General features: G+C 69.7%; 24 protein-coding genes. 12 read left to right on the top strand and 12 right to left on the bottom strand.

Going from position 1 to position 25,396, the window contains the following annotated elements; genetic code table 11:
• Nucleotides 1–19: 19 nt before the first annotated feature.
• The 8 genes from VGO10_RS08430 to rpmH all read right to left on the bottom strand — a co-directional run bounded on the left by VGO10_RS08430 (nt 20) and on the right by rpmH (nt 4,882).
• Nucleotides 20–907 carry a ParB/RepB/Spo0J family partition protein gene (locus tag VGO10_RS08430; RefSeq protein ID WP_327467150.1) on the bottom strand — a complete coding sequence of 296 codons (888 nt, stop codon included), beginning with the start codon at nt 905–907 and terminating at the stop codon, nt 20–22.
• Nucleotides 900–1,658: a ParA family protein gene (locus tag VGO10_RS08425; protein ID WP_327467148.1), complete on the bottom strand. Its 759-nt coding sequence runs from the start codon at nt 1,656–1,658 to the stop codon at nt 900–902. The genes VGO10_RS08430 and VGO10_RS08425 overlap by 8 nt, the downstream gene beginning before the upstream one ends.
• A gap of 66 nt (nt 1,659–1,724) precedes the next feature.
• Entirely contained in the window at nt 1,725–2,450 is a 726-nt protein-coding gene (gene rsmG, locus VGO10_RS08420; protein ID WP_327467146.1) for a 16S rRNA (guanine(527)-N(7))-methyltransferase RsmG, read from the bottom strand.
• A gap of 159 nt (nt 2,451–2,609) precedes the next feature.
• Entirely contained in the window at nt 2,610–3,074 is a 465-nt protein-coding gene (locus VGO10_RS08415) for a protein jag (protein ID WP_327467144.1), read from the bottom strand.
• A 3-nt stretch (nt 3,075–3,077) separates the two neighbouring features.
• The gene (locus tag VGO10_RS08410; RefSeq protein ID WP_327467142.1) at nt 3,078–4,019 is read right to left on the bottom strand and encodes a YidC/Oxa1 family membrane protein insertase; all 942 of its coding nucleotides are present in this window, start codon (nt 4,017–4,019) and stop codon (nt 3,078–3,080) included.
• Nucleotides 4,020–4,023: 4 nt separating this feature from the next.
• Nucleotides 4,024–4,320 (bottom strand): membrane protein insertion efficiency factor YidD, encoded by a 297-nt coding sequence (yidD, locus tag VGO10_RS08405; protein ID WP_327467140.1) that lies wholly within the window; start codon nt 4,318–4,320, stop codon nt 4,024–4,026.
• Nucleotides 4,317–4,745, bottom strand: coding sequence for a ribonuclease P protein component (gene rnpA, locus VGO10_RS08400; RefSeq protein WP_327467138.1), 429 nt, complete (start codon nt 4,743–4,745; stop codon nt 4,317–4,319). The genes yidD and rnpA overlap by 4 nt, the downstream gene beginning before the upstream one ends.
• Before the next feature lie 2 nt (nt 4,746–4,747).
• Nucleotides 4,748–4,882 carry a 50S ribosomal protein L34 gene (rpmH, locus tag VGO10_RS08395; RefSeq protein WP_327467136.1) on the bottom strand — a complete coding sequence of 45 codons (135 nt, stop codon included), beginning with the start codon at nt 4,880–4,882 and terminating at the stop codon, nt 4,748–4,750.
• Nucleotides 4,883–5,193: 311 nt separating this feature from the next.
• Here rpmH and dnaA point away from each other — a divergent pair, with 311 nt between their 5' ends.
• The 6 genes from dnaA to gyrA all read left to right on the top strand — a co-directional run bounded on the left by dnaA (nt 5,194) and on the right by gyrA (nt 14,564).
• Nucleotides 5,194–6,594: a chromosomal replication initiator protein DnaA gene (gene dnaA / locus VGO10_RS08390; protein WP_327467134.1), complete on the top strand. Its 1,401-nt coding sequence runs from the start codon at nt 5,194–5,196 to the stop codon at nt 6,592–6,594.
• Nucleotides 6,595–6,718: 124 nt separating this feature from the next.
• Nucleotides 6,719–7,846 (top strand): DNA polymerase III subunit beta, encoded by a 1,128-nt coding sequence (dnaN, locus tag VGO10_RS08385; RefSeq protein ID WP_327467132.1) that lies wholly within the window; start codon nt 6,719–6,721, stop codon nt 7,844–7,846.
• Between the two features lie 24 nt (nt 7,847–7,870).
• Complete coding sequence (recF, locus tag VGO10_RS08380) at nt 7,871–8,986, top strand: DNA replication/repair protein RecF (protein ID WP_327467130.1); 1,116 nt, start codon at nt 7,871–7,873, stop codon at nt 8,984–8,986.
• Nucleotides 8,986–9,306, top strand: coding sequence for a DUF721 domain-containing protein (locus VGO10_RS08375; protein WP_327467128.1), 321 nt, complete (start codon nt 8,986–8,988; stop codon nt 9,304–9,306). Before recF ends, VGO10_RS08375 begins: the two co-directional genes overlap by 1 nt.
• Before the next feature lie 154 nt (nt 9,307–9,460).
• The gene (gene gyrB / locus VGO10_RS08370) at nt 9,461–11,896 is read left to right on the top strand and encodes a DNA topoisomerase (ATP-hydrolyzing) subunit B (protein WP_327467126.1); all 2,436 of its coding nucleotides are present in this window, start codon (nt 9,461–9,463) and stop codon (nt 11,894–11,896) included.
• 52 nt (nt 11,897–11,948) lie between these two features.
• A complete protein-coding gene (gene gyrA, locus VGO10_RS08365) occupies nt 11,949–14,564 on the top strand; it encodes a DNA gyrase subunit A (protein WP_327467124.1) in 2,616 nt (871 codons plus the stop codon).
• Between the two features lie 350 nt (nt 14,565–14,914).
• Here gyrA and VGO10_RS08360 read toward each other — a convergent pair whose 3' ends face one another.
• From VGO10_RS08360 to VGO10_RS08345, 4 genes are all read right to left on the bottom strand, one after another.
• A complete protein-coding gene (locus tag VGO10_RS08360) occupies nt 14,915–15,493 on the bottom strand; it encodes an HNH endonuclease (RefSeq protein ID WP_327467122.1) in 579 nt (192 codons plus the stop codon).
• Nucleotides 15,494–15,578: 85 nt separating this feature from the next.
• The gene (gene pheA / locus VGO10_RS08355) at nt 15,579–16,454 is read right to left on the bottom strand and encodes a prephenate dehydratase (RefSeq protein WP_327467120.1); all 876 of its coding nucleotides are present in this window, start codon (nt 16,452–16,454) and stop codon (nt 15,579–15,581) included.
• A complete protein-coding gene (locus VGO10_RS08350; protein WP_327467118.1) occupies nt 16,451–16,972 on the bottom strand; it encodes a DUF4446 family protein in 522 nt (173 codons plus the stop codon). The genes pheA and VGO10_RS08350 overlap by 4 nt, the downstream gene beginning before the upstream one ends.
• Before the next feature lie 13 nt (nt 16,973–16,985).
• Complete coding sequence (locus VGO10_RS08345; protein ID WP_327467116.1) at nt 16,986–18,107, bottom strand: hypothetical protein; 1,122 nt, start codon at nt 18,105–18,107, stop codon at nt 16,986–16,988.
• A gap of 123 nt (nt 18,108–18,230) precedes the next feature.
• On the opposite strand from VGO10_RS08345, the gene VGO10_RS08340 reads away from it, so the two are divergent.
• The 6 genes from VGO10_RS08340 to VGO10_RS08315 all read left to right on the top strand — a co-directional run bounded on the left by VGO10_RS08340 (nt 18,231) and on the right by VGO10_RS08315 (nt 25,391).
• A complete protein-coding gene (locus VGO10_RS08340; RefSeq protein ID WP_327467114.1) occupies nt 18,231–19,976 on the top strand; it encodes a serine/threonine-protein kinase in 1,746 nt (581 codons plus the stop codon).
• A 79-nt stretch (nt 19,977–20,055) separates the two neighbouring features.
• Nucleotides 20,056–20,832 carry a DUF3662 and FHA domain-containing protein gene (locus tag VGO10_RS08335; protein ID WP_327467112.1) on the top strand — a complete coding sequence of 259 codons (777 nt, stop codon included), beginning with the start codon at nt 20,056–20,058 and terminating at the stop codon, nt 20,830–20,832.
• A gap of 2 nt (nt 20,833–20,834) precedes the next feature.
• Entirely contained in the window at nt 20,835–21,344 is a 510-nt protein-coding gene (locus VGO10_RS08330; protein ID WP_327467110.1) for an FHA domain-containing protein, read from the top strand.
• 2 nt (nt 21,345–21,346) lie between these two features.
• A complete protein-coding gene (locus VGO10_RS08325; protein ID WP_327467108.1) occupies nt 21,347–22,594 on the top strand; it encodes a Stp1/IreP family PP2C-type Ser/Thr phosphatase in 1,248 nt (415 codons plus the stop codon).
• Nucleotides 22,591–23,952 carry an FtsW/RodA/SpoVE family cell cycle protein gene (locus tag VGO10_RS08320; RefSeq protein WP_327467106.1) on the top strand — a complete coding sequence of 454 codons (1,362 nt, stop codon included), beginning with the start codon at nt 22,591–22,593 and terminating at the stop codon, nt 23,950–23,952. Before VGO10_RS08325 ends, VGO10_RS08320 begins: the two co-directional genes overlap by 4 nt.
• Nucleotides 23,949–25,391 (top strand): penicillin-binding protein 2, encoded by a 1,443-nt coding sequence (locus VGO10_RS08315; RefSeq protein WP_327467104.1) that lies wholly within the window; start codon nt 23,949–23,951, stop codon nt 25,389–25,391. The genes VGO10_RS08320 and VGO10_RS08315 overlap by 4 nt, the downstream gene beginning before the upstream one ends.
• Nucleotides 25,392–25,396: the final 5 nt, after the last annotated feature.

Genomic DNA, 25,396 nt, shown 5'->3' with positions numbered 1-25,396 from the left:
GCGAAAGTGTAGCGCGGGCTCAGGCCCCGGCGCGGACTCGCGCCGCCAGCGCGAGGGCGTCGTCGAGCGAGTCCAGCGCCAGCTCGATCTTGTAGCCGGTGCCGCGTGGGCGGACCTTGACCTCGGTGCCCAGCGCGACGCCGATCGCATCGGCGATCTCCGCCGCGGCGGCCGCCTGGTCGGGGTGGATGGCCGTCTTGCCGGCACGAACGCCGGGGTCTCGGTCCGCGGCGGCGTTCGCCTCGCGTGCCCGCTCCTCGGTCACCCGCACCGACCAGCCGCCCTCGGCGGCCGTGGCGGCCAGGCGCTTGCGGTCAAGCTGGTCCTCGGCGAGCAGCAGCGCGCGGCCGTGGCCCTCGGTGAGCGTGCCGGCTTCGATCAGCCCCAGCGCCTCATCAGGCAGATCGAGGATGCGCAGCAGGTTGGAGATCGCCACCCGGCTGCGCCCGACGCGCTTGCCGACCGCCTCGCGCGTGAGCCCCAACTCCTCGACGAGGCCGGCGACCGCACGGGCCTCCTCGACGGGGTTGAGGTCCTCGCGAGCCATGTTCTCGACCAGCGCGACTTCGAGCGTCGTGGCGTCATCGCGGTCCTGGACCAGCGCCGGGACGTGCTCGAGGCCCGCAAGCTTGGCGGCGCGCCAGCGGCGCTCGCCGGCAACCAGTTCGAAGGTCCCGCCCGCGCGCGGGCGCACGAGGACCGGCTGGATGACGCCGCGTTCAGCGACCGACTCGGCCAGGGCCTGCAGCGACTCCTGGTCGAACTGCCGGCGCGGCTGGTCCTTCTTGGGCTTGATGAGATCGACGGCCAGGTCGCGCAGCTCCGCGGCGCCGTCGGCGCCGTCCTCGGCCGGCGCCGAGACCGAGAGGATTGCGGCCAGACCCCGGCCCATGCCGCGCTCAGCCACGGGCCGCGACCTCCTTGGCCAACTCGAAGTACGCGTCGGACCCCACGCAGTGCGGATCATGGTGGATCACCGGACGCCCGTAGCTGGGCGCCTCGCCGATACGGACGTTGCGCGGGATGACGGTGTCGAAGACCAGCTCGGGGAAGTGCTCGCGGACCTCGCGCTCGACATCGCGGGCCAAGCGCGTGCGCCCGTCGTGCATCGTCAGCAGCATGCCGGCGACGGTCAGGCGCGGGTTGAGCTCACGCTGGATCAGCGCGAGCGTGTCGAGCAAGCCGGCGAGGCCCTCCAGCGCGAAGTACTCGGTCTGGACCGGGACGATCACGCGGTCGGCGGCGACCAGCGCGTTGACCGTCAGCGGGCCGAGCGATGGCGGGCAGTCCAGCAGGATGAAGGCGAAGCGCTCGCGCAGCGGCTCCAGCGCCTCGCGCAGGCGCTGCTCGGAGCCGGCCTGGCGCGGCAGTTCGACGTTGGCGCCCGCGAGGTCCGGCGAGGAGGGCAGGACGAAGAGGCGCTCGATCGCGGTCGGCTGCAGCGCGTCGGCCGCGGTCGCCTCACCCGCGAGGACGTCGTAGACGTTGGGCAGCGAGTCCTTGGGGACACCGAGCCCCACCGTGGCGTTGGCCTGCGGGTCGATGTCGACCAGCAGCGTGTCGTAGCCGGCCTCGGCGATGCACGCCGCAACGTTGACGGCGGTGGTCGTTTTGCCGACGCCGCCCTTCTGGTTCGCGATCGCGTACACGGTGCCCATTCGGGGCTCACGGTAGCGGCGCAGGCGGTCGGACGGCGGCTTGGATTCGCCGCCGAACCAAGACTCTCAGGCTGCAGCAGAGCCTTGAAGTGGCCGTTTGCGGGCCATTCCCTCTCGGCGAGGGAACTCAGACGGCGTCTCTCGAACCTTCAGGTAGACGTAGAGGTGCCGTGCTTCTGCGCCGTGGATCGACGTCTCGACGGGAATCGGGTCACCTTCGGCCGGCTCAAGGCCGACGATCTCCGCAGCAACAACTCCATCAGCCTCGGCGGACGGATCCCGCCTGCCCTTCCAGGCGACCAGCGAGCCTCCCTCGACCAGCAGCGGCGCTGCGTACTCGACCACGACGTTGAGCGGGGCGAGCGCGCGGGCCGTCACGATCTCTTGGCTGCCGATCCCGTCCCACCACGCCTCGGCGCGCGCATTGACGACCTCGACGTTGCGTAGCCCTACGACATCGGCGGTGCGCCGCAGGAAGTTGCACTTCTTGCCGACGCTCTCGACCAAGGTGACGCGGGTCTCCGGCAACGCCGCTGCGAGCGCAAGGCCCGGGAAGCCGCCTCCGCTCCCCAGGTCGGCGATGGTGGACGCCTCGCGGAGGGCCGGAATGGCCAAGCCGGCCAGTGAATCGGCGACGTGGAGGTCGACCCCTCGTTCGGGATCGCGCACGGTCGTGATCGACGTCGGCTCGGCCTGGACGAGGTCCAGGATTGTGCGCAACTGCGCGGGCACACCAGCCGGAAGCTCCCAGAGCTCGGCCAACTCAGACAGTCGGTTCTCAACACAAAGCACGGCCCGCAGCCTAGAGGGCCGGCGCGACGGTCGGCACCGTTTCATGTGAAACGCCCGGGCCAAGCGTTCCACGTGAAACGCAAAACACAGGTGGGTGGGACCGGTTCAGCTAGGTCGGCCCCGGGCGTTTCATGTGAAACGGTCCTGGTGGAACGGCTGCTACGCCAACATCGGCGTGACGACGAGATGGCGCTCCGGCTCGTCGCCCTCGCTGTGGGTGTCCACGCCGCCGCGTTCGCGGAGGTACTCGTGGACGTGCTTGCGCTCGCTGGCCGTCATGGCGTCCAGCGCCACCGGGCGACTGAACTTCTCGCAGTCGATGGCCGCCTGGTCGGCCTGCTTCTCAAGCGCCTCGCGGCGGCGGGCGCGATAGCCCTCGGCATCGACGACGATGCGGCGCCGCTCGATCTCCGGGTCCGCCAGCAGGATCCGCTGCGCAAGATGCTGGACGGCATCGATCGTCTGACCGTGACGGCCGATGAAGATCCCGAGCTCCTCGCCGTGCAACGTGCCGACGAGCGCCTCGTCGTTGCCGTCGATCTCCACCGTCGCCTCGAGGCCAAGGCCCTGGACGATGTGCTCGAGGAAATCGCGGAAGATCTCTTCCTGACTGCGCTCAGCCATCGTCTATCGCCTCCGTCCCGAACGCTTGCGCTTGCGCTGCCGCGGGGGTGGCGGCGGCGCCTTGGTGACCCGCGACTCTTCCTTGGCGGCGCTGGATCCGTTGCCGCTGCTGGCGCCCCCGCCCGCAGCCGCATTGGCGAACCGGGCAAACAGCCCGCCTCCGCCGGCAGCGGCGGGCTCTGCCACCGCGCCGCCACCTCCGCCCTCGCTCGGTAACGGGGGTGGCTCTGGAGCGTTGCGCCCGATGATCCGGCGCAGGAACTGCTGCTGCCCGATCGTCCAGATGTTCGTCGTGATCCAGTACATGATCAGACCCGCGGGGAAGCGGAAGACGAACCCGACGAACAGGAACGGCAGGACCAGCATGATGATCTTCTGGTTCTGATCCGCGGTCGCGGTCATCATCAGCAGGCTGGAGACCAGCTGCGACCCGACGTACAGCACCAGCAGCGCGATCAGGACCCCGCCCGTCGCCTTGTCGGTGATGTCGTGGATGAACCAGAACTGCGACGCCTCGGTCGAGCCACACGGCTTCGGGACCTTGACCGCCGCCGTGTTGATGTCCGGGCAGATGTCGTAGCGCAAGTCCTTGCGCAGCATGTAGAAGAGCGACAGGAAGACCGGCAGCTGGGCAACGAGCGGCAGGCAGGAGGCGAAGGGATTGACCTTGTGCTCCTGGTAGAACTTCATCGTCTCCTGCTGGAGACGCTGCTTGTCGTCCTTGTACTTGGCCTGCAGCTCCTTGAGGTGCGGCGCGATCCGCTGCAGCGCCTGCATGGAGCGGAACTGCTTGACCGCCAGCGGCAGCAGCGCGGCCCGGACGACGATCGTCAGCAGGATGATCGACAGACCCCAGCTGGCGCCGACGCTGTCGTGGAAGAACTTGAGGATCGACTCGAAGACGTCGACCAGCGGCTGCAGGATGTTCGCGGTGATGGGGACCATAGGCTCAGGCGTGCGGTGATTCGGACCCGCCCACCCCGGGAGAGGAGGGCGGCAGACGGAAGAGGCGCTGCTCCTCGACCGGGTCGTAACCGCCGTGACTCCAAGGGTTGCAGCGCAGCAGCCGCCAGCCGGCCAGGACCAGGCCTCGGAGTATGCCGAAGCGGCCGATCGCCTGCGCGGCGTAGGCCGAGCAGGTCGGCTCGTACTTGCAGCGCCGCGGGAAGAGCGGCGAGATCACGCGCTGGTAGGCGATGATCGGCGCCACCGCCACGCGGCGCAACAAGGACGGCTCATCGCTCACGACGCGGGGGCGGCGGGCTTCTCGCCGGCCGACCGGCCGATCAGCTCGCCCAGCGCGGCGCGGACGCCCTCGAGGCCCTCGCGCTCGGCCAGCTCGCGCACCTCGGGACGTGCGACGACGACGGCATCGCTGTCGGGCGCCAGGCGCTGGCCCTCGATGGCGAACGCCTCACGCAACAGGCGCTTGACGCGGTTGCGATCGACGGCGCCGCCGACCTTGCGCGACACCGAGAGACCGAGCCGCGGCCCGGCGGAGAGCTCCTGCGGCGCCGCCGAGGCCGCGCCGCGCGGGAACACGTAGAGGACGAGGTGCCGGTTCCCGATGGACCGGCCCTGGCGGTAGACGCGCTCGAACTCGGCGCTGCGGGACAGCCGACCCTTCTTGGGTCGCTTAAGGCTGCCGCCGGCGCGCGAGGGCGCGTCCACGGTCAGACGGTCAGCCGCTTGCGGCCCTTGTCGCGGCGGCGCTTGAGCACGACGCGACCGGCCTTGGTGGCCATACGGTTGCGAAAGCCGTGCGCGCGGGCGCGCTTGCGTCGCTTGGGCTGATAGGTGCGCTTCATGAAGTTTCGTGCTCCGTCGGGGAGGTCGTACGACCGGCGGGCCAGTGTATCGGACACCCGGGCGCGCGCCTGTCCACACCATCCTCCCCACGTGCTAACACCGATCCACAGCCGCAGCGAACGGCACCGGATCGGGATTTTGACGGCATTTGCGACGTCCCACGCGCGGGCCCGCAGACGGCGCGCGACGGCCCGAAGTCACCTGCTACGTTTCGACCCCCGCCGGTGAGACTGCTCCCTCTGGAAGCTCCGCCGACGGCTCCTCGCCCAGCCTCGCCAGTCTGCTTCTCAAGGAGCTGCTCCTCCCTGCCGTGACGCCGGACCTCGCCCCCATCTGGACCCGCCTGCAGGCGGAGGTGCGACGCCGGGTGCCGGAGTCGGCGTATGACATCTGGCTCGCGCCGCTGCGCTGGGGCGGCATCGACGGCGATCGCATCGTGCTGCTCGCCCCCTCCGAGGTCCGAGCATGGGTCCAGCAGCGCTACGCGGCGATCCTCGAGGAGGCGGCCCGGACCACCCTCGGCGACGGCAGCGTCGCCCGCGTGGAGTTGCGCGACGACGACGGAACACCCACACCGGCGTCCGGCGTCCGGCCCACCGCGCAGGCCGTCTCGGTCGAAGACCCGCGCACCGCGCTCTTCGACGACACCGAGACCTCGCGTCTGAACCCGAAGTTCACGTTCGAGCAGTTCGTCATCGGCGACGCCAACCGCTTCGCCCACGCCGCGGCGCTGGCGGTCGCCGAGCTGCCCGGCCAGGCCTACAACCCGCTCTTCATCGTCGGCCCTCCCGGCGTCGGCAAGACCCACCTGTTGCACAGCATCGGCAACTACGTGCGCACCTACGGCGGCGGGCTGACCGTCCGCTACACCACGGTCGAGCGCTTTACCAACGAGTTCCTCGAGGCGCTGAAGGCCCGCGACGTTGACGCCTTCAAGCACCGCTACCGCCGCAACGACGTCCTGTTGATCGACGACGTGCAGTTCCTTGAGCGCAAGGTCAAGACCGAGGAAGAGTTCTTTCACACCTTCAACGCGCTGCATGAGACGGGCAGCCAGCTGGTGCTGACCTCCGACCGCCCGCCGCGCGACATGGCCAAGCTCGAGGACCGCCTGCGCCAGCGCTTTGAGTCCGGCCTGCTGGTCGACATCCGCGAGCCCGACATCGCCACCCGACTGACGGTGCTGCGCAAGCGCGCCCATCACGATGGGATCGACGTGGGCGACGACGGTGTCCTCGAGCTCATCGCCGAGCGCGTCACCGACAACCTGCGCAGCCTCGAGGCGGCGCTGATCCGCGTCGTCGCCTACGCGTCGCTGACCGACGCGCCGATCGACCACGCGCTGGCCGATGAGGTGCTCACCCAGCTCTACGGCCGGAGCTCGGCGGGTCGGGCCGCCGGCCCTCCCAGCGTGCAGCGCATCCAGGACGTCGTCGCCGAGGTCTTCGGCCTCACGCGCGACGAGCTCCTCTCGCCCACCCGCACCGCCCGTGTCGCCTGGCCGCGGCAGGTCGCCATGTACCTCGCACGCGAGCACACGCATGAGACGCTGCCGGCCATCGGCGCGCACTTCGGTGGCCGCGATCACTCCACCGTCCTGCACGCCTGTAAACGTGCCGCAAGTCGCATCGGGACCGACCCCGATGCCTACGATGCGGTCGCCACGATCACCGCACGCCTGACCGACGCTGGTGGCGGGACGACGGTTTGACCGGCGCTGTTGACAGACTCGGTGGGCTCTTGTGCGCGAACACCCCGCATCCTCCGGTCATCTCAGCGGCTGTCCACACATCAACAGCCCCTATGACTCCTGAATCTCTCTTGAGGTCTTCATCGTGAAGCTTTCGACCGCGAGCGCGGATCTGCTCGCTCAGCTGCAATCCGTCTCCCGCGTTGCCTCCACGCGCAGCGCCGTGCAAGCCCTCTCGGGTGTCCAACTCGCCGCCACCAGCACCGGCGTCGAGTTGCGCGCAACCGACATGGAGATCGCCCTCCGTGTGCCGCTTGCGGCAGAGGTGGCACGCGAGGGCACCGTGGTCCTCCCTGCCCGGCTGTTGCTCGACGTCGCTCGTTCGCTGCCCAAGGGCGCCGAACGCGTCGAGCTCGAGCTGCGGCCGGAGCAGCAAGACGTCGAGGTCATCGCCGGCTCGGCGAAGTTCCACCTGCGCACGCTGCGGGCCGAGGACTTCCCGCCGCTGCCGGGCGTTGGCGGCACCGATGCCGACGACACGGTCGTCGAGCTGCCCGCCCAGGCGTTCGTGGACACGATCGAGATGGTGTCCAAGTCGGCGTCGCGTGACGAGACGCGGCCGATCCTCACCGGCATCCTCGTGTCGGCGTCGGGGTCAGAGCTGCGGATGGTCGCCACCGACTCCTATCGCCTGAGCGTCAAGGAGACCGCGCTCGGCGTCGCGCTGGACCCGGGCTTCGAGGCCAACGTGCCGGCGCGGGCGCTGGACGAGCTGCGCTCGGTCGTGGGCACCACTGGCGCCGATCTGATCCGCATCGGCGTGCGCTCCAACCAGGTGGTCTTTGAGGTCGGCGGCGCCGTGCTGTCTTCGCGGCTGATCGACGGTCAGTTCCCCAACTACCGCCAGCTGATCCCTGACGGTTACGAGCACCAGCTGCGGATCAGCGGCGAGGAGCTCGGCGACGTCGTCAAGCGCATCAGCCTGATGGCGCAGAAGAACGCGCCGCTGCGGCTGAGCTTCAGCGAAGGCGAGCTGACCGTCTCGGCCCAGACGCCGGACGTCGGCGAGGCCTCGGAGCCGGTGCCGGTGCCGTTCGCCGGCGAGCCGTTTGAGATCGGCTTCAACCCGGAGTTCCTGCGCGACGGCCTGGACAGCGTCGGCTCAGACGACCTGATCCTCAAGCTCATCAGCCCCCTGCGGCCCGGCCTGATCGAGGGTGCCGACGAGAGCGGCTTCCTCTACCTGATCATGCCGATCCGCCTGAACGTCTAACCCGGGCCCTACCCGCCCCGCGCCATGCGCGTCGACCGACTTCGTCTCCGCGACTTCCGGACCTACGCGACGGTCGACGTCGCGGTCGGTCCGGGGCTGACGGTCCTGCACGGCCCCAACGGCGCCGGCAAGACGAACCTGCTCGAGGCGCTGTACTTCGGCTGCACGGCGCGCTCGTGCCGGACGGCCAACGAGCGCGACATGGTGCGCTTCGACGCTCCGGCCGCACGTGTCGAAGTTGACACGTCAGATCGGGATGGTGCGCACACGCTCAGCGTCGGGTTCCAGCCGGGTGAGCCGAAGCGGATCAAGGTCGACGGCGCGCCGGTGGAGCGGCTGACCGACAGCCCAGCGCGCCCGCTGGTCAGCGTCTTCCTGCCCGATCGGCTGGAGCTGGTCAAGGGCGCACCGTCGCTACGCCGGGCCCATCTCGATCAGCTCGTCGCCGCGCTGTGGCCGGCCCGGGCGGGCAACCGGGCGCAGTACTCGCGGGCGATGGCGCAGCGCAACGCGCTGCTGGCCCGGGTCCGCGCCGGTCGGGTCGGCGAGGCCTCGCTCGATGCCTGGGACGCGGAGCTGGCGCGGTGGGGCATCGCGCTGCGTGACGATCGCGCCGCCGCGGTGGCTCGCGTGGCCGAGAGCTTCCCGCAGCTGGCGACCGAGCTCGGCCTCGCCGGCGCTGCCGAGGTCCGCTACCGCCCGCGGACGAAGGCCGTCGAGCCGACCGAGCTTGCCGCGGAGCTGCTGGAGCGTCGCTCCTCCGATGTCGAGCGTGGCTTCACCCAGCATGGTCCGCACCGCGACGAGCTGCTGCTGCTGCGCGATGGCCGCGAGCTGAAGTCCTTCGGCTCCCAGGGCGAGCAGCGGCTGGCGCTGCTGGCGCTGTTGCTGGCCGAGCGGGCGGTGCTGACCGAAGAGCGTGGGGCTCCCCCGCTGATGTTGCTCGATGACGTCATGAGCGAGCTCGACGCCGATCGCCGCGGGATGCTCGTCGCGCGGTTGGATGATGGCGGCCAGGCCGTCGTGACGACCACCGACCTCGGCCACGTCCCGGGCGCCCAGGCGCCGGCGGTCGTGCGGTTGAAGGTCTCGCCGGGAACGGTCCTGCAGGATGCCGCGGCGGCGGCCGCGGCCGCGTGATGCGCCGGCGCGCGCCACGGCCACTGTCGTCGGCGATCGCCGGTCTCGCCGACCAGCTCGCGCCCAAGACGGTCCTCGGCGAGGTGCAGCGCGTGTGGCCCGACGTGGTCGGCGCAGCGGTGGTCAAGGAGGCCACGCCGACCACAGAGCGTGGTGGAACATTGACGATTTCCTGCCGTTCTTCGGTGTGGGCGCAAGAGCTCGATCTGATGGCGCCGGAGCTCGTCGCGCGACTCAACGCGCAGCTTGGTGAGGGGCGCATAACAGCGCTGCGTTGCGTGGCGTCTCCGCCGCGTGCGTGGGCCGGGCGAGAGCCGTAACACTTTTGTGCGCATTTGCAGGTATTTTGTGACGCTCTGAGCGGGCGTTCTACGGGGTTGCTGTGCTATCCTGTGGATAACTTCTTTTCACGCCCCGGTCGGGCTCGACCGAGCCCGGGACTGGGGCGTTCTGCGTCAGGAACGCAGCACTCTTATGGCGAACGAGAACGGCAAGCAGAAGAATGCGCGCCAGGGCTCGGCCGCCTACGACGCCCAGGACATCACCGTCCTCGAGGGCCTCGAGGCGGTCCGCAAGCGTCCGGGCATGTACATCGGGTCGACGGGTATCCGCGGCCTCCATCATCTGGTCTACGAAGCGGTGGACAACTCGGTCGACGAGGCGCTCGCCGGCTTCGGTGGGCTGGTCGAGGTCACGATCCACCCCGACAACAGCGTCACCGTGCGAGACGAAGGCCGCGGCATTCCGGTCGGCATCGTGGAGAAGGAGGGGCGCCCGGCCGTCGAGGTCGTGCTGACCGTCCTGCACGCCGGCGGCAAGTTCGGCGATGGTGGCGGCTACAAGGTGTCCGGCGGCCTGCACGGCGTCGGCATCTCGGTCGTCAACGCGCTGTCGGAGACCTTGCGTGTCGACGTAGCCGTCGAGGGCCACCTCCACCACCAGGAGTTCGACCGCGGCATTCCGCGCTACGACCTGGTCAAGGGCGACAAGATGGCCAAGGGGCAGAGCACCGGCACCTCGGTCACTTGGCTGCCCGACGCCGACATCTTCGAGACGATCGAGCACGACTTCAACGTGCTTGAGCAGCGTCTGCGCGAGACCGCCTACCTGACGCGCGGCCTGCGCATCACGTTGACCGACGAGCGCGCCGGCGGCCAGCGGGCCGAGTTTCACTTCGAGGGCGGCATCGAGGACTTCGTCACCTACCTCAACGAGAACAAGGACCCGCTCGGCAAGAAGGTCATCTTCTTCGAAGGCGAGTCCGACGAGGGCTACGTCGAAATCGCCATGCAGTGGAACGGCTCCTACCAGGAGTCGGTGTTCTCGTTTGCCAACAACATCAACACGCACGAGGGCGGCTCGCACCTCTCGGGCTTCCGCTCGGCATTGACGCGCACGGTCAACCGCTACGCGCGGGAGAAGGGCGAGCTCAAGGAGAAGGACGACAACCTTTCCGGCGAGGACGTGCGCGAGGGGCTCACCGCGGTCATCTCCGCCAAGCTCGCCGACCCGCAGTTCGAGGGCCAGACGAAGACCAAGCTCGGCAACCCGGGCATGGAAGGCTTCGTCGCCAACGTCGTCAACTCCAAGCTCGCGGAGTTCCTGGAGGAGAACCCGGGGGAGGCCCGGGCGATCATCCGCAAGGCCGTGCAGGCTGCGCAAGCCCGCTCCGCCGCCCGCAAGGCGCGCGACCTGACGCGTCGCAAGAGCGCGCTGGAGAACTCACCGCTGCCGGGCAAGCTCGCCGACTGCTCGGTCAAGGACCCGTCCTTGGCCGAGATCTTCATCGTCGAGGGCAACTCCGCGGGCGGTTCGGCCAAGCAGGGGCGCGATCGCCACACGCAGGCCGTCCTCCCGCTGCGCGGCAAGATCCTCAACGTGGAGAAGGCGCGCATCGACCGTGTGCTCAAGAACACCGAGGTCCAGGCGCTGATCACGGCGCTGGGCACCGGCATCCGCGACGAGTTCGACATCGAGAAGGCGCGCTACCACAAGGTGGTGTTGATGACCGATGCGGACGTCGACGGTGCGCACATCCGCACGCTGGTGCTGACGCTGCTCTTCCGCGAGATGCCGGAGCTGATCGAGGCGGGCTTCGTCTACATCGCCAAGCCGCCGCTCTACAAGGTCAAGCAGGGCAAGAGCGAGCGGTATCTGGAGAAGGACTCCCAGCTGGAGGAGCTGCTGCTCTCCGACAAGCTGGAGAAGATCCGCGTGCACGATCGCACCGGCGCCGAGTTCAAGCTGACCGAGGCGCGCTGGCAGCGCTACACCCGACTGCTCAAGCAGTTCGAGGGCTGGGGCAGCTCGCTGCGCGCCGAGCACGGCCACGAGGCGGTCCGCTTCCTCGGTGAGGCGGGCCTGCTCGACGACCAGTCGGCTGACCTCCCATCGGCGCTGGCCTCGCTGGAGAAGAACGACGAGTCGCGACCCCACGAGACGCACATCGTCGAGACCACCGACGAGGTGCTGGTCGTCAAGGCCGTCGAGCGCAAGAGCGGCCTGGCCCAGACGCACCGCCTGGCCCGCGCCCTGTTTGACTCCAACGACTACCGCCAGTTCGTGAAGGTCAACGCGCAGCTGGTCGAGCTGGCCGGCGCACCGCCGTTTAGCGTTGCGCTGGGCGAGCGCTCCGACGAGGCTTACTCGTTCGAGACGCTGCGCACCGCGGTGCTCGAGGTCGCGCGCCGCGGCGTCCAGGTGTCGCGCTTCAAGGGCCTGGGGGAGATGAACCCCGACCAGCTTCGCGAGACCACGATGGACCCGACGACCCGGACGCTGCAGCAGGTCGGCATCGACGACGCCGCGGAGGCCGACCGCCTCTTCACCATGTTGATGGGCGACGTGGTCGAGCCCCGGCGCGAGTTCATCGAGCAGAACGCTCGGGCCGTCGTGAACCTCGACGTCTGATGCGCCGGACAACGGCGGAGCGCAACCGCAAGATCGAAGGAGATGAGGCCTGATGGCCACAGACGTGATTAGCGGCGGCAACATCGAGCCGCGCGCGCTCGAAGACGAGATGCGCAACGCGTATCTCGACTACGCCATGTCGGTCATCGTCGGGCGGGCGCTGCCCGACGTCCGCGACGGCCTCAAGCCCGTCCATCGCCGCGTGCTGTTCGCCATGAACGAGGCCGGTCTCGGCCCGACGCGGCCCTACGTCAAGTCGGCGCGCATCGTCGGTGACGTCATGGGCAACTACCACCCGCACGGCGACGCGTCGATCTACGACACGCTCGTGCGGCTGGCGCAGGACTTCTCGATGCGCCACATGCTCGTCGACGGCCAGGGCAACTTCGGCTCGATCGACGACGACGACGCGGCGGCCATGCGCTACACGGAGGCGCGGCTGACGCGCATCGCCATGGAGATGGTCCGTGACATCGACATGGACACCGTGGACTTCGTCCCCAACTACGACGGGTCCAAGCAGGAGCCGACGGTCTTGCCGTCGCGCTTCCCGAACCTGCTCGTCAACGGCGGCACGGGCATCGCCGTCGGCATGGCCACCAACATCCCGCCGCACAACCTCGAAGAGGTCATCAGCGCGACGGTCGCCTTCCTGGACAACCCGGCGATCTCGCTCGACGAGCTGTTGACCCACATCCAGGGCCCCGACTTCCCGACCGCCGGCATCATCATGGGCCGCTCGGGCATCCGTGACGCCTACGAGACGGGCCGCGGCAAGATCAAGGTCCGCGCCAAGGCCCACATCGAGGAGATCCACCAGGGCAAGGAGGCGTTGATCGTCACCGAGTTGCCCTACGCGGTCAAGAAGGGTGGCGACAACGGGCTCATCACCAAGATCGCCGAGCTCGTGCGCGAGAAGAAGATCCCTGAGATCTCCGATCTGCGCGACGAGACCGACCGCCGCGGCATGCGCCTGGTCATCGAGCTCAAGCGCGCGGTCAACCCCAAGGTGGTGTTGAACAAGCTCTACAAGCACACGCCGATGCAGTCGACGTTCGGCGTCAACATGGTGGCCTTGGTCGATGGCGTGCCGCGCACGCTCTCGCTGATCGAGGTGCTGCACGCCTACGTCGCGCACCAGCGCGAGGTCGTCGTGCGCCGGGCGAAGTTCGAGCTCTCGCAGAAGGAGGCGCGCGCGCATGTCCTCGAAGGACTGCTCATCGCGCTGGAGAACCTCGACGCCGTCATCGAGGTCATCCGCCGCTCGCCCAACCGCGAGGCCGCCCGCGAGGAGCTGGTCACCGCGTTCTCGCTGTCGCAGATCCAGGCGTCGGCCATTCTCGACCTGCGCCTCTCGCAGCTGACCGCGCTGGAGAGCGACGCGATCAAGCAGGAGCACGCCGACGTCACCGAGCGCATCCGCGAGCTGCGCGAGTTGCTCGGCGACGAGGCCAACGTGCGGGCGCTCATCAAGGAGGAGCTGCTGGAGATCTCCGAGCGCTTCACCGAGCCGCGCCGCACCGAGATCGCGCCGTCGGAGGACGAGCTCGACATCGAGGATCTCATCGCCGACCAGCAGATGGTCATCACGATGACCAAGTCGGGGTACATCAAGCGGGTGCCGCTGACGACCTACCGCCAGCAGCGTCGCGGCGGCGTGGGCATCACGGGCATGGACCTCAAGGACGGGGACTACATCGAGCACCTCTTCGTCTGCTCGACCCACGACTTCCTGCTGTTCTTCACCAACCGGGGCAAGGTCTACCGGTCCAAGGTGTATGAGTTGCCGGAGGGCGCGCGTCAGTCCAAGGGTCGTGCGCTGGTCAACATCCTGCCGTTGCGCGAGAACGAGCGGGTGCAGTCGGTGCTCTCGACGCGGGACTTCTCGGAGTCGCCCTACCTGGTCTTCGCCACGCGCAAGGGCGTCATCAAGAAGACCAAGTTCCAGGCCTACAACACGCCGATCAAGGCCGACGGCATCATCGCCATCAAGATCCGCGACGAGGACGAGCTGATCGCCGTGCGCCGCGTCGACGAGGGCGACGAGATCATGATGGTCTCCAAGGCGGGCCTCGCGGTGCGCTTCGAGGAGGGGCAGGCGCGGGACATGGGCCGCGACACCGGCGGCGTGCGGGGGATGGACGTGGGCGAGAAGGGCGAGGTCATCGCCATGGACGTCGCACGCGACGACATGGACATGCTCGTGGTCACCGACTCCGGCTTCGGCAAGCGCACGAAGATCGACCAGTACCGCAAGACGTCGCGCGGCGCCAAGGGCGTCCTGACGATCAAGCTGACCGAGGCCAAGGGAGGCCTCGCCGGCGCGCTCGTCGTCCGGCCCCACCAGGAGCTGGTGTTCATCTCCCAGAACGGGATGATCCAGCGCACCGGCGTCAAGGGCATCTCGCAGCAGGGCCGCTCGGCGACGGGCGTCCGGCTGATGAGCCCGCGCGACGGCGATCAGGTCAGCGCGATCGCGCTGATCGCGGAGTCCGAGGACGAGAGCGGCGAGCCCACGCTCGACGTCGAGGGCGAGGAGCTCAACGTGGCGCCGGAGCCCGGCGACCCGCCGCTGGACGTCGAGGGCGAGGATGCCGGCGATGACCTGGCATCCGAGGACGCCGCCGTCGAAGGCCCCGAGGACGACGAGTCCGACGACGAGGAGTAAGCCATTCGGACCACCTCCCGTCCGTCCGTTGACCGCGCCTAGCAGGTACTGCGCAAAGTTGTCGGACGGTGGTGCTACATTGCGCCTACCAGAGAAAGGAGGTGGTCCGAATATCTAGTTCTAGTACTTGCGGGACCCTGGAGGTGGCCGGCCGCTAGATCGGTCGGGCTGGAGTAACGATCCAGCGAATCCACGCCGGGCCACCCCCGTTTCGCGATGCCGGAAGTCGTCCCTCCGGCCGCTCAGAAAGGTCGCGGAGCGGGTTAGTCCAGTCCAGTGGTGTTCAAAGGGCGTCGCGGTTGCTTGCCGCGGCGTCCTTTGGCGTTAAGGGGCGGGTCGCGACGCGCGACTCAGGCCGCTTCGGGCAGCCACTGTCGCCACGCCGCCGGGATGGTGGGAGTGGCGACGTGGATGAAGACGTGCGGCTGGGGCATCGACGGCGTGCGCCGCGGGTGCATGCCGGCCTTGTCGGGCAGGTGGTCGGCCTTGCGTCGGTTGCACGGCGCGCAGGAGGCGACGATGTTCTCCCACGTGGAGGAGCCGCCCTTGGAGCGGGGGATCACGTGGTCGACGGTGAGGTTGGAGCGCGAGCCGCAGTACTGGCAGGTCCAGTTGTCGCGCGCGAAGACGGCGCGACGGGTGATCTTGCGCCGGTGAGTGTCGCGCGGGATCACGATGTAGGTCATCAGCCGGATGACCACCGGGCGCGACATCGAGGCGCGCTCGGAGCGCAGCTCCCACGTCGCGTGGTCGACGACCTCGGCCTTGGCCTTGAGCAGCAGGACGACGGCGCGGCGCACGGTGCAGACGTTGATCGGCTCGTATGACGCGTTCAGCACGAGCACCCGGCCACCTTCACGTCCACGTCGCCGGTGCTCGCCGGGCAACGTGGACCGCATCGTGTGTGGTGGTGTAGCGAGCTTGCTCATGGCGGCGTGTTCCAGCCGGAACCGTAGCATCCGCGGCAACGGAAATCGCCGGGTTCGAACCTGGGATCAGGGTAGCGCGCCGCGTTCAGGCTGCCGACGGATAGGAGCCGAGGACGCGCACGACCTCGCAGTGGACGTGGAGGCGCTCGATCGCCTCGGCCACCTGCGGGTCGTCTTCGTGGCCCTGAAGGTCGGCCAGGAAGAGGTAGTGCCCGAGCTGGCGCTTGAGCGGTCGCGACTCGATCCGCGTCAGGTTGATGCCGCGGGAGGCGATCTCCGACAGGCAGTCCACGAGCCATCCGGGCGTCGCGTCGCCAGCGCCGTGGAAGACGATCGAGGTCTTGAAGCCCGGCGCGACCGTGTCACCGCCGGCGTGCGCGGTGCCGAAGGGGTCTGACCCCGCCGGCGCGACCCAGAGGAAGCGCGTCTCGTTGCCGTGCTCGTCCTCGATGCCCTCCGCAAGGATCCGGCAGCCGTAGAGCCCGGCCGCGGCGGCGGTCCCGATCGCGGCATGCGGCGCATCGGTCGCCTCGGCCACCGAGCGCACGGCCTCGACGGTCGACGTCGCGGCGACCGCCCGCCGTCCCGGCAACGCCTCAGCCAAATAGCGGCGACATTGGCCCAGCGGCTGCGGATGGGAGAAGACGGCGTCGATGTCGGCCAGCGCGACGCCCGCGCGCACGATCAGCGCGAGCGAGATCGGCAGCACCTCCTCGCCGACGATCCGCACGCTCGTGCCGGCCTCGTCGAGCGCGAGCGTGTCGAGCGTCGCGTTGACGCCGCCCTCCAGTGAGTTCTCGATTGGCACGAGCGCGGCGTCGACCGTGCCGGCGCCGGCAGCCAGGATCGTCTCGCGCTCGGTGGGCAAGGGAATCGCCTCGACCTCGCCCGCGGCATGCGACGAGGCCAGCAGCGCGGCATGGGTGAACGTGCCCGCGGGTCCGAAGTAGCCGAGCCTCATGGCAGCCGCGGCGGCTCGGGCGGCGGTTCACGGGCCAGCGCCACGCGCACCGCCTCGATCTCCTCCGGCGACAGCGGGTACTCCGGCTCGCCACCGACGACGTGCTTGACGTAGAGCCGCGCCTGGTCGCGGTGGTGGATGCTCGACATCACGATCCCGGACTGCTCGGCGTCGAGCAGCGCGATCGCCACCGACTGCTGGCCCGACATCTCGTTGTAGGCGTCGAAGCGCACGAGCCCGCGGAAGGCGATCGTGGTGTCAAGGCGTCCCTCGGCTGTGCCGAGGCGGCCGTCCAGTCGTGCGGCGACATCGCCGACGTAGGCGTGCAGCGAGCGGAACTCCTGCTCGAGGCGCGCGGCATGGGCGACCAGATCGTCGGTCGAACTGGCGCCGAGCAGGACGCGCTGGTCGGCGCGCAGGCGGCGGAGGCGCACCAGCGCCGTGGCGGCCACGACCAAGGCCGCCAGCGCGACGGCGCACGCGACGAGCGCCACGATCCCGGCGGTCGAGCTGTCCACGACGCCGACGCTACTAGGTGAACAGGATCGTGTAGGTCGTCGTGTTGTTGTCGGTCTTCTTCTCGCCCGGGACGGGCTTGATGGTGACCGTCATCGTCGTCGACGAGCCGCTGGGGGGGACCGACGTGAGCTGGATCGGCACCGCGGCCTGCGTCCCGGCCTTGGTCTGGTTGAGGCGCTTGGTCGACGAGATCGCCTTCGGGCCGCCGGTGATCTTGACCGAGATCGTGACGTTGGACTCGTCGTTCTCGCCCTGGTTGGCGTAGGTGACCTCGACCGCGAGGGGCGCCTTGGCCGGCACGCGGTTGATGCCTGACCCCGTCGGGCTCAGCGCGACGGCGCCGGCCTTGACTCCGATGATGCCGTGGCCGTGGGTTCCGGGCTTGACCTCGCCGGTCACCGACGAGGAGGCAGCGCCCGCGTCCGGGTTGATCTTGTTGCCGACCTTCGCCGCGTCGAGCCAGCCGATGTTCGGCAGGAACTTCGACGGCGAGACCGCCTGGTCGTGGAGGTCGTTGTCGTCAAGCGCGTCGACGATCAGCGGGGCGACGCGCTGGGAGTAGACGACGTCGGAGGCCAGGAAGAGCTGCATCTGCCCGGCGATGCCGCGGATCGCCGCGACCGCGGAGGGCTGGTTGCTGAGCGCCTTGGTGAGCAGGTCGCCGATGTTCTTGACGCCTTCGGCGCGGAAGTTCATGACCTGCTCGAGGTCGTGCTGGGCGGCGGTGACGTCGTCGGGCGCATTGAGGTCGCGGGCGCGCTTGGCGTCCTCCTCGGCGACGAGCCGCACCTGGTTGACCGCGACCGTCACGTCCTGGGACTGGCCGCCCTTGGAGAGCACGTCGAAGAGCTGCTTGGAGACCGTGCGGTCCGAGCTCTGGACGATCGACGTGACCTCGCGGTTGTAGTCCTTCAGCGCGTTCTTGTGGCGTGTGCTGGAACAGCTCTTGACGAAGAGCAGCAGCAGGAGCGCGCAGATGGCCAGGCCGCCGAAGAGCGCGAACTGGCGCCGGCGAGCGATGTCGGCCGGGGGCACGCCGCCGCCAGGCGGCCCACCGGCGGGCGCCGCGCGGCGGGGCCGGGCGGGACGGGTGACTCGCGTGGGTTCGTCGGGCTCGTCGTCGAAGAAGGACACGTACGTCCGCGCTCCTGGCGGGGGCGAATGGGCCAGTATTACCGGTGCGTCGGGCGGGAACGCCCGCTGCAACTTCGCCGTCGCGCGCAGGGCCCCTTCTTCCCGCGCGGAAGTCCGGAGGCGGTGGAGACCGCGGAGCATCTCACGGCCACGGCCACGACGGCCGGCTCGGAGGTCGTCCTGGACCGCTACCGGCTGGTGCGCCGGCTGGGCGGCGGCGGCTTCGGCGTGGTCTGGCTGGCTCACGACCTCAAGCTCGATCGGACCGTCGCGGTCAAGCGCATTCCGGCCCCGGACGCCGACACGGCCAGGCGCGCGCAGCGCGAGGGCGTGGCCGCGGCGCGGCTGCAGCACCCGGCGATCGTGGCGCTGCACGAGGCGGGATCCGATGAGGAGAACGTCTACCTCGTCTCCGAGTACGTCCGCGGAGGGACCTTCGCGCGGCTGTTGGAAGAAGGAGCGCTCTCGGATCGCGATGTGGTGGAGATCGGCGTGGCGCTCTGCGATGCGCTGGCCCACGCGCACAAGCGCGGGATCATCCACCGCGACGTCAAGCCGCTGAACATCTTGATTCCAGACGCGGTGGCCGATGGTGGGGCGCCGGCCAAGCTGACGGACTTCGGCGTCGCGCGGATCGCCGGTGACGACGCGCTGACGCGGACCGGAGACGTCGTCGGGACGCTGGCCTACATGGCGCCTGAACAGGCCGAAGGCGCCGATGTGGGGGAGGAGGCCGACCTGTACGCGCTTGGCCTGTGCCTCTATGAGGGGCTGTCGGGCGTCAACCCGGTGCGCGGGCGCGGTGCGGGCGCCACGGCGCGGCGCGTTGGCCAGCGCCTGCCGCCGCTGGGCCGGTTGCGGCGTGACCTGCCGCTCGATCTGTGTGCGGCGCTGGACGTCGCGGTCTGGCCGCATCCTGAGGAGCGCGGGACGCTGGCCGAGTTGCGCGGCGCGCTGATCGCCGCCCTGGACGCCGTCGACGATGAGCCCGGCACGATTGCGGGTGGCTCGCTGGAGCCACTCGCTGGGGTGGGCGGGTCCGGTCCGCCGCAGCACACGAAGCTCACCCAGCGCGCGCTGGCCGCCGTGTTGGCGGCGGGCCTGGCGGGGGTGGCGCTGCGCTGGGGGACGACGGGGCTGGACACGCTGGCGGAGAGCGGCGGCGCCGCTGGCGCGACGGGCTCCGCCGGAGGGACGGCTACGGCCGTTGCACCACCGGTCGCGCCGCTGGCGGGGGCGCTGGCGATCGGGCTCGCGACGCTGCTGCTCCCGCGCCTGGCGTGGCTCGCGTTCGCGGCGGCCGCGACGACGTGGCTGTTCGTCGAGCTTCCGGAGCGTGCGTGGCTCGTGCTCGCCGCCGCGTTGCCCGTGCCGTTCCTGTTGCGCCGCGCCGCGCCGGCGTCGTGGTCGCTGCCCGGTGTCGCGCCGCTGCTGGCGCTGGGCACGGTCGGCGGCGCCTTCCCGGCGCTGGCCGCGCGCGCGGGGAGCATGCCGCGGCGAGCTCTTGTCGGTGCGCTCGGCGCCTGGTGGCTGCTGCTGGCCGAGGCGGCGCTGCACCGACACCTGCTGCTCGGCGCCCCGGCCGACGCCGCGCACGGCGGGACCGACGCGCTCGCAGCGATCGTCACGTCACCCGCGATCGCGCTGCTGGGCGTCTGGGCGGCGGCCGCCGCCGTGCTGCCCTACCTGGTCCGTGGCCGCCTGCTTGTCGTCGACGTCGTGCTCGCCACAGCCTGGGCGGCGGGCCTCGCGGCGGCGACGCAGGCTGCGATCGGGGGCACGCCACGGGGCCTGATCGTCGGTGCGGTCGCCGCCGGCGCCGTTGCGGTGATCCCGCGTGCGTCACCTGACGCACGCGATTCTCGTTGAGCTTGTCTACTCTAGATCGGCCGCTCCGCATGACGCGTGGGCGGATTCCCCGGCGGGGAAGAAGTCGTCCCTCCACGGCATGAGCGTCCTCCGCAGCCTCGAAGAGAAGATCGCCGGCCTCGTCGAGGGGACGTTCGGTCGCGTCTTCCGGTCCGAAGTCCGACCGGTTGAGTTGGCGCGCAAGCTCGCCAAGGAGATGGACGAGCACCGCACGGTCTCGGTCTCCCGGACCTACGTGCCCAACGAGTACGTCGTCTGGCTCTCGCCGCAGGATCGCGAGCGCTACGAGGGCGTCGAGCAGTCGGTCATCGACGAGCTCGGGGCCTACCTGCTGGAGCACGCGCGCCGTGAGCGGCTTGCGCTCGTGAGCCGCCCGCAGATCGAGTTCCGCACCGACGAGCGGCTGGCGCTGGGGGAGTTCGGGATCCAGGCGCGGCTGGTGCAGCCGGCGGCGTCTGCAGTTCCGGACGCCCCTGAGGCGCGCCCCGCCGACATGGGCCACACGATGGTCTACTCGACCAGCGACCGTCATCAGTCCGCGCTCGAGCAGGTCGGCTCGGGTGCCGGCGTCGCGCGCCGCCGCGCGATCATCGTGGCCGGCGGCAAGCGGCTCGTCGTGCCCGCCGGCGGCGCGATCATCGGCCGCAGCCGCGACTCCGACATCGTGCTCGACGACTCCAACGTCTCCCGCCGCCACGCCGAGCTCTCGCCCAGCGGACAGAGCTGGCTGATCCAGGACCTTGGGTCGACCAACGGCGTGCGCGTCAACGGGCGCCAGGTCAACGGGCCGCATCCGCTGGAGAGCGGCGACCGCATCGAGCTCGGCACCGTCAGCGTCGGATTCGAGGTCGAGTAACCGTGGTCGACCCGCTCTCCGTCGCGTTGAAGTTCGGCTTTCTCGCGGTCCTCTACCTCTTCTTGTTGTGGATCTCGCGCAACGCGCTGAAGGACCTCAAGCGCACGTCGGTGACGACGGCCGCGCCGGGCTATATGCCACAGCAGCAGGCCGCGCCCGCCGATGCGACCGGGATCTACTCCGCGAGCCAGCAAGGCCAGATCCCCGAAGGCGATCTCGACCCGCGCCTGGTCGTCGAGCGCGCGCCCGGCCACGTGCCCGGGATGGAGTACGAGGTCGGCGAGGGCGCGGTCATGGGCCGCGGCGACCAGGCCGAGATCCGGCTCGAGGATCCGTTTGCCTCCTCGCGCCACGCGCGGCTGATCCGCCAGGGCGCGGTGATCGTGCTCGAGGACATGGGGTCGACCAACGGCACCTACCTCAACGAGGAGCTGCTCAGCGGTCCGCAGCCCCTGCACCCCGGCGACCGCGTGCGGATCGGCGACAGCGAGTTCACCTACATGGACCGCTGAGCATGCTGCGCGTCGCCGATCACGCCGCCCGCACCGACACGGGCCGCGCCCGCTCTGCCAACGAGGACAGCTACTGGGTCCACTCGCCGCTGTTCGTCCTCGCCGACGGCATGGGCGGCGCGCAGGCCGGCGAGGTCGCCTCCCAGACCGCGGTCTCCGTCTTCTCCACCCAGGGTGGGATGCCCGACGGGCCGGGCACCTACGAGGAGCGGCTGGCCGCGCTGGTCGCCCAGGCCAACGGTCAGGTCTATTCCCAGGCGCAGTCCGACGACCAGTTCGCCGGGATGGGGACGACGCTGACCGTCGCCTACGTCGGCGAGGACGACCTGGCGATCGCGCACGTCGGCGACAGCCGCTTCTACGTGCTGCGCGATGGCGAGCTGACGCAGCTGACCGACGACCACTCGCTGGTCGGCGAGCTCGTGCGCCGCGGGCAGATCAGCGCCGAGGAGGCCGAGGACCACCCGCAGCGCTCGATCATCACCCGTGCGCTGGGCATCGAGGGCGAGGTCGTCGTCGACCACTTCTCCTGGCCGGTGCGCGACGGCGACCTCTTCCTCCTCTGCTCCGACGGGCTGACCGGGATGGTCTCCGATGCGGGCGTCGCCGAGATCCTCGCGGGGGCGCCGAGCCTTGCGGTTGCCGCGCAGCGGCTCGTGACCGCCGCCAACGAGGCGGGTGGGCGCGACAACATCACGGTGATCCTGTTCCGGGTGGAGGACGTCACGCCGGGCGAGGGGGCGGTCGTCAACCAGCACACGTCGGTTGGTGACGCAGTGCCGGCGGCGCCGGTCGCCGCTGCGCCTATAGCGACGCAGACCACCGTCCGTCCCACCGAAATGCTCGTTGGCTCGTCCACGATCGAGCCGCGTGCTCCGCGCCCGCCACGCCACCCCCGCCACGAGGCCGGCCCGCCCAAGCGTCGTCGCTGGGTTGGCGTCGCCAAGGGCTTCGCGGTGCTCGCCGTCCTGCTCGCGCTGGTCCTCAGCGGTGGGATCCTCGCCAGCCAGAGCGTCTACTTCGTCGGCACCGACGACGACGGCTTCGTGACGCTCTACTCCGGGCTGCCGTACGAGCTGCCCGGCGTCAACCTCTTCCAGACGCAGTTCACCAGCGGCGTGCCGGCGCAGAGCCTGTCGCCGCGCGTCCAGCAGACGATCACCGACCACAAGCTGCGCTCCCACGACGACGCGGTCGACCTGATCCGCCAGCTCGAGCGCGGCGACCTCGCGGGGCAGTACGCCTCGTGAGTGCCCGAAACCGCGAGCTCTTCGCCCTCATCCCGGCCGCGCTGCTGGTGTCGGCCGGCTTTGCCGCCGTCTTCCTCTCGCGCGACGACCTGCTCGGCGGCCTGAGCGGCAGCAACCAGATCTCCAACGTCTCGCTGACCTACGGCGCGATCTTCCTTGGGCTCTGCGTCGTCGCGCACCTCTTCCTGCGCGTGACGCTCAAGCACGCCGACCCTTATCTCTTCCCGCTCGGCGCGCTGCTGGCGAGCTTCGGGCTGGTCGAGATCTACCGGATCGACGACGGGCTGGCGCGCCTGCAGGCGCAGTGGTTCGTCATCGGCCTCGGCCTCTTCGCCGCGACGATCCTGCTGCTGCGCGATTACCGCAAGCTCGAGCGCTACCGCTACCTGATCGCCATCGGCGGCATCTTGCTGCTGTTGCTCCCGCGCGCGTTCTCGCCGGTCAACGGCGCCTACCTGTCGATCCAGATCGGCTCGCTCAGCGTGCAGCCGGCGGAGTTCGCCAAGATCGCGATCGTCGTCTTCCTGGCCAGTTACCTGCGTGACACGCGCCAGCTGCTGGTCACCGCCGGGAGCCGCGTGCTTGGCGTCACCGTCCCGCCGCTCAAGCACTTCGGCCCGATGCTGGTCATCTGGGGCACGTCGATGTTGTTGTTGTTCTACATCCGCGACATCGGCTCGTCGGTGATGTTCTTCGGCGCGTTCTTGGCGATGATCTACGTCGCCACCGACCGGCTGTCGTTCGTGGTCGTCGGGGTTGTGACCTTCGCGCTGGGCGCCTACCTCGTCGCGGGTCACATCGGTCACATCGCCGATCGCATCGACGCATGGCAGAACCCGTTTGACCCCGTGTTGCTCAACCGCCTACAGGGCGGCAGCTACCAGCTGGCCCAGGGGCTCTGGGCCCAGGCCGACGGCGGCGTGCTGGGCCAGGGCTTCGGCCAGGCGGTGCTGCGCATCAGCGGGCAGTGCGCGACGGTGACGACGTCGACGGTCAACTGCTCGCTGCTGCCCGCGCCGCACACCGACTTCATCTACGCGGTGATCGTCAACGAGCTGGGCCTGGTCGGCGCCGCCGGGCTGTTGTGTGTGTACCTGCTCTTCGTCCAGCGCGGCTTCAAGATCGCGATGCTCGCGCGCGACTCGTTCTCCAAGCTATTGGCGACCGGGTTGACGTCGGTCTTCGCGCTGCAGGTGTTCGTCATCGTCGGCGGCGTCACCAAGCTGATCCCGCTGACGGGCGTCACGCTGCCGTTCGTCAGCTACGGCGGCTCGTCGGTGTTGGCGAACTTCGTGTTGTTGGCGTTGTTGTTGCTGATCTCCGACCGCGCGAGGCGTGACGCGCAGTTGCCGTCATGAACAAGCCGATCAGCCGCTTGTTCGTCGTTGCGCTGCTGATGTTCGGGGCGCTGCTGGTGTCGACGTCGTGGTGGACGGTGCTGCGCGCCGATGACCTCAACCACGACACCGCCAACCACCGCGAGATCATCCGCGCCCAGAAGATCCGGCGGGGGACGATCTTCGCCGCCGATGGCTCGGCGATCGCGCGCTCGACCCGTGACGACGAGGGCGTCTATCACCGCAGCTATCCGCAGGGCAAGCGCTTCGGCCACCCGGTGGGCTACTCCTACGCCTCGATCGGCCAGAGCGAGCTCGAGCGGTACCGCAACGACGAGCTGACCGGCGCCAAAAACGCGATCACCACCACCTTCGAGCAGCTCATCGGCAAGGCGCGCGAGGGCGATGACGTGCGCACGTCGCTCGTTCCGAAGGCCCAGCAGCTCGCGCTCAACGAGATCGCCGCGGTCGGCAGCAGCGGCGCGGCCGTCGCGCTGGACCCGCGCACCGGCGCGGTCAAGGTGATGGCCTCGACGCCGACCTACGACCCCAACACGATCGCCGACAAGGGCAAGCTCGACGCGGCCAACAAGGACAACAAGAACACGCCGCTGGTCAACCGCGCCGTGCAGTTCGGCGCCGCCCCGGGCTCGACGTTCAAAGTCGTCACCGCGACCGCCGCGATCGACAGCGGGCAGTTCTCACCGTCCTCCACGGTCGACGGCGACAGCGGCCAGAAGATCTCGGCCGTCCCGCTGGCCAACGACTTCAACAAGGACTTCGGGCAGATCACGCTCTCCGACGCGCTGGCCCAGTCGGTCAACACGGCGTTTGCCAACGTCGGCGAGAAGCTCGGCAAGGCGACCATGAAGGAGTACATGGAGCGCTTCGGCTTTGACGCCAAGCCGGAGCTGGACTATCCCAAGGACACCATGTCGGCCTCGGTCGTCGCACCCAACCCACCGGGCCACGCGGTCTCGCCGACCTCGCGCTTCGTTGACGTCGGGCGCATGGCCATGGGGCAGGGTGGCCTGCAGGCCACGCCGCTGCAGATGGCCCAGGTCGCCGCCGCGGTGGCCAACGGCGGCAAGCTCATGAAGCCCCATCTGACCACCCGCGTGGTCGACCGCGACGGGCGCACCGTCGACACGATCTCGCCCTCGCTGCAGTCCACGGTGATGAAGCCGTCCACCGCCGCCGCCGTGACCGACATGATGGTGGGCGTGGTGCAGCGTGGCACGGGCACGAAGGCCGCCATCCCGGGCATCCAGGTCGCGGGCAAAACCGGCACGGCCGAGACCGAGTTCGGCACCAAGATCAACGACGTGTGGTTCATCGGCTTCGCGCCCGCCGAGAACCCGCGCATCGCGGTCGCGGTCACCGTCAAGGCCGTCACCGGCTTCGGCGGCGACTTCGCCGCACCCATCGCCCGCGACATCATGCAAGAGCTCCTCAAGTGACTGAC

The sequence above is a fragment of the Baekduia sp. genome (genome assembly GCF_035996765.1).
In the GTDB taxonomy this organism is placed as follows: Bacteria; Actinomycetota; Thermoleophilia; order Solirubrobacterales; family Solirubrobacteraceae; genus Baekduia.
Note: the sequence above shows the minus strand (reverse complement) of the source record. Positions and strands in the feature narration are given on the sequence as shown.

Bases quoted from the DNA above. Each gene is read 5' to 3' on its own strand.
- VGO10_RS08425 (WP_327467148.1), bottom strand. From the start codon at position 1,658: ATGGGCACCGTGTACGCGATCGCGAACCAGAAGGGCGGCGTCGGCAAA.
- VGO10_RS08415 (WP_327467144.1), bottom strand. From the start codon at position 3,074: ATGGCTGAGCGCAGTCAGGAAGAGATCTTCCGCGATTTCCTCGAGCAC.
- VGO10_RS08410 (WP_327467142.1), bottom strand. From the start codon at position 4,019: ATGGTCCCCATCACCGCGAACATCCTGCAGCCGCTGGTCGACGTCTTC.
- rpmH (WP_327467136.1), bottom strand. From the start codon at position 4,882: ATGAAGCGCACCTATCAGCCCAAGCGACGCAAGCGCGCCCGCGCGCAC.
- recF (WP_327467130.1), top strand. From the start codon at position 7,871: ATGCGCGTCGACCGACTTCGTCTCCGCGACTTCCGGACCTACGCGACG.
- VGO10_RS08375 (WP_327467128.1), top strand. From the start codon at position 8,986: ATGCGCCGGCGCGCGCCACGGCCACTGTCGTCGGCGATCGCCGGTCTC.
- gyrB (WP_327467126.1), top strand. From the start codon at position 9,461: ATGGCGAACGAGAACGGCAAGCAGAAGAATGCGCGCCAGGGCTCGGCC.
- gyrA (WP_327467124.1), top strand. From the start codon at position 11,949: ATGGCCACAGACGTGATTAGCGGCGGCAACATCGAGCCGCGCGCGCTC.
- VGO10_RS08360 (WP_327467122.1), bottom strand. From the start codon at position 15,493: ATGAGCAAGCTCGCTACACCACCACACACGATGCGGTCCACGTTGCCC.
- pheA (WP_327467120.1), bottom strand. From the start codon at position 16,454: ATGAGGCTCGGCTACTTCGGACCCGCGGGCACGTTCACCCATGCCGCG.
- VGO10_RS08335 (WP_327467112.1), top strand. From the start codon at position 20,056: ATGAGCGTCCTCCGCAGCCTCGAAGAGAAGATCGCCGGCCTCGTCGAG.
- VGO10_RS08325 (WP_327467108.1), top strand. From the start codon at position 21,347: ATGCTGCGCGTCGCCGATCACGCCGCCCGCACCGACACGGGCCGCGCC.
- VGO10_RS08315 (WP_327467104.1), top strand. From the start codon at position 23,949: ATGAACAAGCCGATCAGCCGCTTGTTCGTCGTTGCGCTGCTGATGTTC.